This window comes from Streptomyces sp. IBSBF 2435 (assembly GCF_036815005.1).
GTDB lineage: Bacteria > Actinomycetota > Actinomycetes > Streptomycetales > Streptomycetaceae > Actinacidiphila.
Genome location: NZ_JAJSYW010000215.1, coordinates 1,585 through 11,397, shown reverse-complemented (window position 1 = coordinate 11,397; position 9,813 = coordinate 1,585). Strand labels below are relative to the sequence as shown.

Annotated in this window: 9 protein-coding genes; 5 read left to right on the top strand and 4 right to left on the bottom strand. The window is 74.1% G+C overall.

The features are described from left to right. From V7E46_RS29415 to V7E46_RS29405, 3 genes are all read right to left on the bottom strand, one after another. Positions 1-1,686, bottom strand: a 1,686-nt coding sequence (locus V7E46_RS29415) for a DUF3492 domain-containing protein (RefSeq protein WP_333771270.1), incomplete at its 3' end; no start/stop codon positions are given. A gap of 330 nt (positions 1,687-2,016) precedes the next feature. Then, positions 2,017-3,363, bottom strand: a complete 1,347-nt coding sequence (locus V7E46_RS29410; protein ID WP_333771269.1) for a DUF3152 domain-containing protein — start codon at positions 3,361-3,363, stop codon at positions 2,017-2,019. Between the two features lie 8 nt (positions 3,364-3,371). Continuing rightward, on the bottom strand, positions 3,372-4,415 hold the full coding sequence (locus V7E46_RS29405) for an alpha/beta fold hydrolase (RefSeq protein WP_333771268.1): 1,044 nt from the start codon (positions 4,413-4,415) through the stop codon (positions 3,372-3,374). Between the two features lie 203 nt (positions 4,416-4,618). Between V7E46_RS29405 and V7E46_RS29400 the strand changes: the two genes are divergently transcribed. The 4 genes from V7E46_RS29400 (at position 4,619) to V7E46_RS29385 (ending at position 6,490) form a co-directional block, all read left to right on the top strand. Then, complete coding sequence (locus V7E46_RS29400) at positions 4,619-4,870, top strand: hypothetical protein (protein ID WP_333771267.1); 252 nt, start codon at positions 4,619-4,621, stop codon at positions 4,868-4,870. A 189-nt stretch (positions 4,871-5,059) separates the two neighbouring features. Continuing rightward, positions 5,060-5,713 (top strand): TetR/AcrR family transcriptional regulator, encoded by a 654-nt coding sequence (locus V7E46_RS29395; RefSeq protein WP_333771266.1) that lies wholly within the window; start codon positions 5,060-5,062, stop codon positions 5,711-5,713. Between the two features lie 141 nt (positions 5,714-5,854). Beyond that, positions 5,855-6,085, top strand: a complete 231-nt coding sequence (locus V7E46_RS29390) for a DUF3107 domain-containing protein (RefSeq protein WP_329174990.1) — start codon at positions 5,855-5,857, stop codon at positions 6,083-6,085. 126 nt (positions 6,086-6,211) lie between these two features. Next, entirely contained in the window at positions 6,212-6,490 is a 279-nt protein-coding gene (locus V7E46_RS29385; RefSeq protein ID WP_333771265.1) for a hypothetical protein, read from the top strand. A gap of 114 nt (positions 6,491-6,604) precedes the next feature. On the opposite strand, the gene V7E46_RS29380 is transcribed toward V7E46_RS29385, so the two are convergent. Then, positions 6,605-7,387, bottom strand: a complete 783-nt coding sequence (locus tag V7E46_RS29380; RefSeq protein WP_329182378.1) for a ferritin-like fold-containing protein — start codon at positions 7,385-7,387, stop codon at positions 6,605-6,607. Positions 7,388-7,875: 488 nt separating this feature from the next. Between V7E46_RS29380 and V7E46_RS29375 the strand changes: the two genes are divergently transcribed. Then, positions 7,876-9,813: DEAD/DEAH box helicase (locus V7E46_RS29375; RefSeq protein WP_333771271.1), on the top strand; the 1,938-nt coding region annotated here is incomplete at its 3' end.

Genomic DNA, 9,813 nt, shown 5'->3' with positions numbered 1-9,813 from the left:
GGCCGGGACAGCGGTCCACGCGGGGTCGGCGGGAGTCGGGGCCGGGCGGGCCGGCGACAGGGACTCCGCCGGAGTGGTGAAGGGACGCGGGGCGCCCCGGGCGTCGAGCAGCGGCAGCCGGCGTACGGGATGGTGGGCGACCACGTCCAGGTAGCTGTCGGCGAAGGCGTTCACGCAGGCGGTGACCGTGAAGAGGGTCAGCGCGCGCTCCCTGGCCGCCGCGCCGAGCCGGGCCGCGCGCCCCGGGCCGCGCAGCAGGCCGAGCGTGGCCTCGGCCAGTGCCTTCGGATTGCACGGCGGCACCACCAGACCCGTACCGCCGATGACCTCGCGTACCGCGCCGACGTCCGTGGACACGGTGGGCCGCCCGCAGAACATCGCCTCGACCAGGCTCAGCGGAAAGCCCTCCGCGCTGCTGGACAGCACGACCACGTCGCCCGCGGCGTAAGCGTCCGCGGGCTCCGGGACGCCGGGCGAGCCGATCTCCTCGAAGCTGACCGGACTCTCACCGCCGGCGGTCGCGTCGGCCGCCTCGCCGGGGAAGAGCTGCGCGGCGAGCGTACGGCAGTGGTCCAGATAGCCGGCCGCCCGCTGGTCGGCGGCGCGCAGGTGGCAGACCCGCAGCCGGGCCCGCGGCTCCTTGCGGCGTATCACGTGGAAGGCGTGCAGCAGCGCGATGAGGTCCTTGGCCGGGTCCGCGCGGCCGACCCACGCAACCGTCGGATCAGCGTGCGCGGCCCGTCCACCGTCCTGCGCCGCGGCCTCCGCGGCCGCGCCCGCGCGGGCGAAGCGCCGGGCGTCGATGCCGGGGTGGATGGTCCGCGTCCTCTCCCGGGGCGCGCCGCAGCGCTCCTGCCAGCGCCGTACGTGGGTCGAGCCCGGGGTGATCAGCGCGGCCTGCCGGTAGCTCTCGCCGGACAGCAGCCGGTGGTGGTCGCCGAGCAGGGCGCGGACGGCCGGAGGCAGGCCGGCGGCCCGCTGCGCGAGCAGCGCCTCCCGGGTGCGGACGGTGTATTCGGTGACGATCAGCGGGGTGCCGCAGAACCGTTTGCCCAGCAGCCCCGGCAGCGTGGCCGGGCCGCCGGACACCGCATGGCACACATCGGCGGCGCCCAGCGCGTCCGGGCCGTACCAGGGCGCGGACAGCGGGCGCAGCTGGCGTTCCAGCAGGTCGGCGGCGGTGAGGAGTTCGGTCACGACGATGTCGCCGAGCAGCGGGCGTACGCCGGGGGCTCGGCACGCCGCCTCCAGCTCCGCGAGGGCGTCGTCGCCGCGCAGCATCGCCGGAAGGGCGCCGGCGGCGTCCAGGGCGATGTCCGCGAGAGCGTAGAGGCCGCTGGCGAAACGGTCCGCCCGTTCGACCGCGCACATGCCGGCGCCGCCGGCCAGGGCTGCCGCGAAGTCCCGGAAGCCGGTACGGAAGGCGGCGCGGGCCGCCTTGGCCGCGGCGCGCCCGCCGCCCTGCGCCTCCGGGGCGGGCGGCTCGCCCCACAGCCGCTCCTGCCGCACCCGGCGGACCTGCGGCGGGGTCTCCACGGTGCCCGCGGCCTCGGTGCGCGGTGACCGGCTCAGCGCGTAGACGTCGAAGACGTGGTGGGGCATGCCGCGGACGAGGCGGTCGCACCACGCGCCGGCCTCACCTCTTGCGTACGGATAACCGCCCTCGGTAAGTAACCCAATCCGCACGGGTCCGCCCCTTCTCGTCCTGACTCCGGACGAGTTGGTGTCCCGCCCGGCGGGACGACCGTATTGCGCGGTACGGCCCGCTCGGCGGACGGTTGTCCGCGACACCACCAGAAGGGGTGAATGGGCGTAACTTCTCCCGCCGTCACGCGTTGGTGTGGCCCGCGCTTTCGCCTGCGGCTGCGTTTCGGCTGAGCGCGCGGCTCCCGGCGCCCCTGCGGGGCTCGGCTCCTCTGGCGCAGAGGGAAGCACACCGGAGGCGCGGGGAACTGCGCGACAGGCCCCCACCGGGGGCAAGGTCCCCGGACATACCCGGGCAGGCAGGACGGGGGGCTAGGGGAAAGGCCAGGCGTTGGGCTTGCAGGTGGGACCGCCGTCGAGGGAGAGGAACTTCGTCTGCTGCATCATCACCGGGGCCGGGGCGCCGCCCCGCGGACACCCCACGTGGCCGTGGCCCAGACGGTGCCCGACCTCGTGGTTGATCAGCATCTGGCGGTACGCGTGCATCAGGTGCGCCCCATACGTGTCGGCCCCCTGCGCCCAGCGATACGCGTTGATCATGGTCCGCGGCGTGGACGCCGCGTCGCAGGAGACGTTCTCGACGGTGGTGTCGAGCCCGGACTTGGCGCACCACTTCGCCGTGGTGCCGGGGCTGGCCAGGGTGACGACGATGTCGGCGTGGCCGGTCGAGACCCGCTCGAAGGTCATCGTGCCGCCGTGGCCCCAGCTGCGGCTGTCGTTGAGGGTCTTGAAGACGGTGTCGCTGAAGAGCCCGCCGTCCAGCGGGAGGCCCCGCTCGACGTCGACCCGGAAGGTCATCACCTTGCCCTTGCCGGGCGCGGCCTGGTGGCCGGGGACCGTGTCGAAGGCGCCGGAGAGCTTGAGCGCGGGGTCCAGCGGATATTGCAGGTCCATCAGCTGGTCGTAGCCGGCCGGGGCTGCCGAGGGGCTCGCGCTCGGCGTCGTACGGGCGTCGGAGCGGGACGCCGCGTCATCGGAGGAGCGGGTCGGCTTGTCGGCGCCGGGGTCGGATCCGGGGCCGCCGTTGCCGCCGCCGGTGAGCTGGCCGCCGGTCGCGACGGCGACCACGGTGACCACCGCGGCGGCGGCGATGCCGCTGATCGTCCAGCCGGCCTTGCCGGGCTTGCGGCGCCCGCTGGGCTCGGGTTCCGCCGGGGGCGGCTCCGCGGCCGGGGTGTCCGGCGGGGCGGCGGACGCCGCGGGCACGGCGGGCGGCTCGAAGGCGTCGAGGAATTCCTGCCGCGGGCGCGGCACCGTACGGCCCAGCGTCTCCACCTGGTGGCGCGGCGACCGCAGCCCCGCGGTGGCCGCGGCCGTGGCGGTGTCGTGCGCGGCCCAGCCCTCGGCCCAGTCCTCGACGGGGTCGAAGGGCAGGTCGCGGCCCCGGCCGCCGGAACCGCTCCAGGCGCCGGGTGTGCCCCACGCCCCGTGTTCACGGTGCTCGGGGTGGGCGGGCGGCCGGGCGGCGAGGTCCTGGGGGCGTACGGCCGCGAAGGCGCCGCTGTCGCCGAAGGGGTCGAACGGCTCGCCGGAGCCGCGCCTGCGGCGCCCGCTGCCGGGGGTGCCCAGGGCGCTGCCGGGCGGCGCGAATGTGCCGCCGATCGGGGGTACGCGATTGTCGCGACCGTCCTGGTCGTCCTGCGCGCTGTGTCTGCCCACGCCCTCGATCAGCTCCCGCCAGCCGCAGTGCCCATGTCCGTCGTCGACGTGACCGTACCGTCGGCCGCGCCGGTCCGTGCGCGCGTCGCGATGTCGTCCCGCAGGTCGCGGAAGGCCCTGTCGACCAGGTAGGGGTATTCCATCATCGCGACATGGCCGGCGCCGGGGATGGTCAGCAGCCGGGAGTCGCGGAAGGCCCGCGACGCCCTTCGGGCCATGCGTACGGACACGAGCTTGTCGCGGACACCGTAGATCAGCAAGGTCGGGGCGAGTACCCGCTCCGCCTGCCGCCACAGGGAGTGCTGGCCGCCGAGGGTGTAGGAGTTCACGATGCCGCGGGTGGAGCGGATCATGACGTCCCAGAAATACGGCAGGTCGAACCGCCGCTGGTATTCGCCGGCGGCGGCGGCCCGCGCGGTCTCGCCGACGACGGCCGGGTCGCCGTAGATGAGCGAGAGCAGCGCCGTGGTGCGGCGCTCGGGCGCCCATTCGCGGGTGGACCGGGCGTAGAGCGCCGGCAGGCCGGGGACGGACAGCAGCGCGGTGGGTACGGCGCTGAGCTGGGGCGGCACCTCGGGCAGCGCGGGTGAGATCAGCGTGAGGGTGCGGACCAGGTCGGGCCGGGCGGCGGCGACCTTGACGGACACCGCGCCGCCCATCGAATTGCCGAACAGGTGGACCGGGCCGCGGCCCTCGGCGTCCAGCAGCTTGACGACGGCGCGGGCATGGGCCGCGATCGAGTAATTGCCGTCGTCAGGCGGCGGGGAATGGCCGAAACCCGGCAGGTCCAGGGCGTGGCAGTCGAGGCTGTCGGCGAGCGAGGCCATCAGCGCCGACCAGTTCTGCGACGAGCCGCCGAGGCCGTGCACGAACATCGCGGGCTCGGCTTCGCCGCCGCCTTGCCGCGGCGCGGTGTGGGCGCGCGACCGCACCACCAGGCCGAGCCCGGGCAACTGCACGGTCCTTGCCGTCTCCCCGGCCGTGAGCACCGGCCCCGCCGGGGGTACGACCGCCGGTACGGCGGCGGCTTGGGAGTAGTCCGTCGAAGCCATGTACCGATGTTACGAGACGATCACGCGTACGACTGTGCGTTCGGCGGCACAAGGTCGCGCATACCCGCGCGGAATCGGCCGTCCGCGGGTGCGCGCTCCTGTCCGGAGGAGCCTGTACGCGCTGCGCGCGCGGCCCGGGGCTCCTACGCTCCAAGAAGGGGGTCCAGGAGGGGAAGGGCGGGGACCGAGGGAAGGAAGGCGCCATGTCCGACGAGATCGCGCACATCGAGCGGGAAGCCGACGAGGACGACAACGCCGCGCAGAGCGCGCTCGACGACGACCTGGGCCTGGAGGCCCCGGAGGCCGACCGGGCCGAACAGCAGGCCGAACTGCTCCAGCACCGCGACGACCCGGTGACCGCCAGGCCCGCGGACCGCGACGGCGAGGCGGACCCGGCGGACACCGCGGAGCAGCGCCGGGTGGTCCCGCTGGACGAGGACGACGACTACCGCTGACGTCGGCCGCCGCCGGCAGCGCCGAGCGCGCGGAGCGCCTCACCCGAAGGACAGCGGCAGGGCCGCCCGTATCCAGAAAGTGAGAATGTGCGCCCGTACGGCGCACAGGGTCGTTACTCAAAAGTACGATGGCCAGCGCAGCGTTCTTTTCGTTCGGTCTTCGTTCGTTCCGCAGAAATGGGAGGCGGCGTGACAGCCATCGAGCAGACCCAGGCACGACCACGCGGCACCCGCTTGCCCCGCAGGGCCCGACGCGAGCAGTTGCTGGGGGCGGCCCAGGAAGTCTTCGTCGCGCAGGGCTACCACTCGGCCGCGATGGATGACATCGCCGAGCGGGCCGGCGTCAGCAAACCGGTGCTCTACCAGCACTTCCCCGGCAAGCTCGAACTGTATCTCGCGCTTCTCGACCAGCACTGCGAGTCACTGCTCCAGTCGGTGCGCGGCGCGCTGGCGTCCACCACGGACAACAAGAAGCGCGTCGAGGCGACGATGGACGCGTACTTCGCCTACGTCGAGGACGAGGGCGGCGCCTTCCGGCTGGTCTTCGAGTCCGACCTGACCAACGAGCCGGCGGTCAGGGAGCGGGTCGACAAGGTCGCGCTGCAGTGCGCGGAGGCGATCAGCGAGGTCATCGCCGAGGACACCGGCCTGTCCCGCGACCAGTCGATGCTGCTGGCGGTGGGCCTCGGCGGCGTCTCCCAGGTAGTGGCCCGCTACTGGCTGGCCAGCCGCAGCGATGTGCCCCGGGACACCGCCGTGCAGCTGCTGACGTCGCTGGCGTGGCGCGGCATCGCGGGTTTCCCGCTGCACGGCACGGAGGGCACCGGCGGCCAGAACAGCTGACGGCGACCCGGCCGGGCCCGGCCGTTGTTCGCTCACGGCGTGCACGAGGCGCGGATTCACCGCCCCCGCCGCGGGCTAGTCTGGGCAGCGTACGGCGCGACCAACCGCGCACACCGCCAGACCATCGGAGGTATCCAAGCCGTGGAGGTCAAGATCGGCGTGCAGCACGCGCCGCGCGAGATCAACATCGAGAGCGCGCAGTCGGCGGCCGAAGTGGAGAAGGCCGTCGCCGACGCGCTGTCGGGCGACGCGAAGCTGCTGTCACTGGAGGACGAGCACGGCCGCAAGGTGCTCATCCCCGCGGACCGGCTGGCGTATGTGGAGATCGGCGAGCCGGCCGCCCGCAGGGTGGGATTCGGCGCCGCTCTCTGACGCGGAGTCAGCGGGGGCGGCAACCGGGACGGGTCCGGTTGCCGCCCCCTCGTTTTGCCCGGGTCCCTCCAGGGGTAGGACGAGTAACGGAACGGTCCGCAACGCCGCGTCACCGGAGGGGAATCGATGCTCTGGCAAATCGTCGCTTATGCCGCGCTCGGCCTGCTCGCGGCCTTCGCCGCCGCCCGGCTCTTCCCCGCCCGCCTGCCGGCCCCCGCCCTGCTCCTCGGCACCGGCCTGGTCGCCGCGCTGACCGGCGGCCTGGTGACGTACACCGTCTTCGGCGGCGGCCACCCCGGGGCGGGCCTCGCGGCGGCCTTCGCGACGGCCGCCGCGGGCCTGAGCGTGCTGGCCCGCCCGGCCAGGCGCGGGCGGCACGCGAAGGTCACACCGACCGGGGCCTGACCGCCGGACCACCCGCAGGCCCGCCCGCCCGGGGCGTTGGCGCGGCGCGTACGTGACCGTCCGCCCGCCCGGGGCGTACGACCACGCCCGGCCGCCGGCCCGCCCGCGCGAGCGCTACGCGGCGAGGCCCAGCGCCGCCATCCGCTTGGTGTGCGCCTCGGTGATGCGGGAGAACATCCGGCCGACCTCGGCCAGGTCGAAGCCGTCGGCGACACCGCCGACCAGCATCGTGGACAGCGCGTCCCGGTCGGCGACGACCCGCTGCGCCTGCGACAGCGCCTCGCCCATCAGCCGCCGCGCCCACAGCGCGAGCCGGCCGCCGACCCGCGGCTCGGCGTCGATCGCGGCCCGCACCTTCTCCACCGCGAAGGTGGCGTGCCCGGTGTCGTCGAGCACCGCGAGCACCAGGGTGCGGGTGTCGGTGTCGAGGCGGGCCGCGACCTCGCGGTAGAAGTCGGAGGCGATCGAGTCGCCGACGTAGGCCTTGACCAGGCCTTCGAGCCAGTCGGACGGTGCCGTCTGGCGGTGGAACTCGTCCAGCGCCGCGCCGAACGGCTCCATCGCGTGGTTCGCCGACTCGCCGATGTCGGTGAGCCGGTCGCGGAGCCGCTCGAAGTGATGGAATTCGGCGGCCGCCATTGCCGCCAGCTCCGCCTTGTCCTCCAGGGTGGGCGCGAGTTTCGCGTCCTCCGCGAGCCGTTCGAACGCGGCCAGTTCGCCGTAGGCCAGCGCACCGAGCAGGTCGACCACCGCGGCGCGGTAGCGCGGGTCGGCGGACGCGGACGTCCAGTCCTGGGCGGCGATCCCGGTGACCGGCGCGGCGGACTCCGCGGCGGACTCGGGTGCGGGCTCGGCGGCGGGCGTGGTGGTGTCGTCAGGCGTGTCCATGCAGCGCACAATAACCAAGTCCCGCGCACCCGCCGACACCCTCCACGTGACCCGATGATGTCCCTAACGAAACATTTGATCGGGTGCAGCTACGTGTTTCCGAGGTAGAGTGGTAATGCACCCGCCGTTAGTCGGCCTGGTTCCGATCGTCGGCGGGCGACGTATGCAACACCTTGGATGCCCGGTCGGTGGCCCGATCGGCTCCGAACCGACCGCCCTCCTGACATCGGGAGGGGTGCCCACTCGCGGCTCGAGCGAGGGCAGCGGTCCCGCGCTCCACAGCCCCTCGAAGGCTGTACGACACCTCTGCGCGGTCAGTGACCTGCGCCGGATCCCGGTGCGCCCGGTTGCTCGACCCCCCTTGCCGCACAGTGCCGCGTCTCACAGAAGAGGCAAGCATCCTGTCCACCATCACTTTCCGCAGTCTCGGCATTCTTCCCGAGACCGCCGAAGCCCTTGAGGCTGTCGGCATCATCACCCCCTTCCCCATCCAGGAGATGACGCTCCCGGTGGCCCTCGCGGGCAACGACGTCATCGGCCAGGCCAAGACCGGTACCGGCAAGACCCTCGGCTTCGGCCTGCCGCTGCTGGAGTCGGTGACCGTGCCCGCCGACGTCGAGGCCGGGCGCGCCACCCCCGAGCAGCTGACCGACACCCCGCAGGCGCTGGTCGTCGTCCCGACCCGCGAGCTGTGCCAGCAGGTCACCAACGACCTGCTGACCGCCGGCAAGGTCCGCGCCGTCCGAGTGCTCGCCATTTACGGCGGCCGGGCGTACGAACCGCAGGTCGAGGCGCTCAAGAAGGGCGTCGACGTGGTCGTCGGCACCCCGGGACGGCTGCTCGACCTGGCCGGGCAGAAGAAGATCAGCCTGCGCGATGTCCGCACCCTGGTCCTCGACGAGGCCGACGAGATGCTCGACCTGGGCTTCCTGCCGGACGTCGAGAAGATCATGGGCATGCTGCCGGTGAAGCGGCAGACGATGCTGTTCTCGGCCACCATGCCGGGCGCGGTGATCAACCTGGCCCGGCGGTACATGTCGCAGCCCACCCACATCAGCGCGACCGCCCCCGACGACGAGGGCGCGACGGTGGCGAACACCACGCAGCACGTCTTCCGCGCCCACTCGCTGGACAAGCCGGAGCTGGTCTCCCGCATCCTCCAGGCCGAGACCCGCGGGCTCGCGATGATCTTCTGCCGGACGAAGCGGACCGCCGCCGATGTGGCCGAGCAGCTGGAGAAGCGCGGCTTCGCCTCAGGCGCGGTGCACGGCGACCTCGGCCAGGGCGCGCGCGAGCAGGCGCTGCGGGCGTTCCGCAACGGCAAGGTCGACGTGCTGGTGTGCACCGACGTGGCCGCGCGCGGCATCGACGTCGAGGGTGTCACCCACGTGATCAACTACCAGACGCCGGAAGATGAGAAAACCTATCTTCACCGCATCGGCCGCACCGGCCGCGCGGGTGCTTCGGGTACGGCGATCACCCTGGTCGACTGGGACGACATCCCGCGCTGGCAACTGATCAACAAGGCGCTCGACCTGTCGTTCAACGACCCGGAGGAGACCTACTCGACCTCCCCGCACCTGTTCGAGCTGCTCGGCATCCCGGCGGGCACCAGGGGAATACTGCCCCGGGCCGAGCGGACCCGGGCGGGGCTCGACGCGGAAGCGGTCGAGGACCTCGGCGAGACCGGCGGACGCGGCGCACGCGGCCGCCGTCCCGCGGGCGGCGGCGGGCGTTCCGGGCCGGCCGCGGCTCCGGCTCCCGCCGAGGAGCGGCCGGCCCGCACCCGGACCCCGCGGCAGCGCCGCAGAACCCGTGGCGGCGAGGCGGCGCAGGCCGTACCGGCGTCGACCGAGGCCGCCGAGTCGGCGACCGAGGCGACCGCGGTGTCGGCGGTGTCGCCGGTGTCCGCTGTGTCCGTGCCGGCCGCCGAAGGGCAGCAGGCCGGTCCGCGTACACCGCGCCGGCGCCGCAGGACCCGTAACGGTGCGGGGGCCGCGGTGACCCCGGTCGCCGAGGCCGCCGAGGCTCCGGCAGCCGCCGAGGCCGTCGCTCCGGCCCCGGTCGTGGCCGTGGACGAGACCGCGGAGGCCGCGCCGAAGGCGCCCCGCCGCCGTACGCGCAAGGCCGCCGCCGAGGCACCGGCCGAGGTCGTGGCCGAGGCGCTGGCGTCGGACAGCGCGGTGGCCGAGCCGGCCCCGCGCCGCAGGACCCGCAAGGCCGTGGCCGAGGTGCCCGCACCGGCCGCCGCGCCGGAGGCCGACGCGGTCACCGAGGAGGCCCCCAAGCGCCGCCGTACGCGCAAGGCCGTCGCCGACGTGCCCGCGCCGGAAGCGGACCTCGCCGTCGCGGTCGTCACCGAGGAAGCCCCGAAGCGGACCAGGACCCGCAAGGCCGTGGCCGAGGTGCCCGCACCGGCCGCCGCGCCGGAGGCC